This is a genomic window from Bradyrhizobium sp. CFUWI, assembly GCF_056429085.1.
The window spans coordinates 1-403 of record NZ_JBWJZE010000283.1 but is presented as its reverse complement, the minus strand read 5'-3'; the positions used below and the strand labels follow the sequence as shown (position 1 = coordinate 403).

General features: G+C 70.7%; 1 protein-coding gene. It reads left to right on the top strand.

Features of this window, described 5'->3' with window-relative positions; translation table 11 throughout:
• Positions 1–138 precede the first annotated feature (138 nt).
• On the top strand, positions 139–403 hold a 265-nt coding region (locus tag AC066S_RS39815), incomplete at its 3' end, for a LysR family transcriptional regulator (RefSeq protein ID WP_478272065.1).

The window sequence follows — 403 nt, the reverse complement described above, 5'->3', positions numbered from 1 at the left end:
GTTCCGGGATGGTCCCGTCGTTGGATCGTTGGTGGAAAAGGAAGGGGAACGCAGCGGATGATTCCCGCCCTGCCCGCGGCCGTCCAATACCCGAATCGCATACAACTATCCGCGTGCCCGGCACGCGCCAGGAGACGCATGGGCCCCGGCAACCGACCGCTGGATCTGGAGTGGCTGGAGGATTTCCTCGCCCTCGCCGAGAGCGGCAATTTCTCGCGCGCGGCCGAGGCCCGCGCCATCGCGCAGCCCGCGTTCAGCCGCCACATCCGTGCGCTGGAGGACTGGGTGGGCGCCGAGCTGTTCGACCGCAGCGCGCACCCGGCCGCGCTCACCGCCGCGGGCCAGCGCTTCCAGCCGCTGCTGGAGGACGTGCTCGCCCGGCTGGAGGCGGCTCGCATCAAGG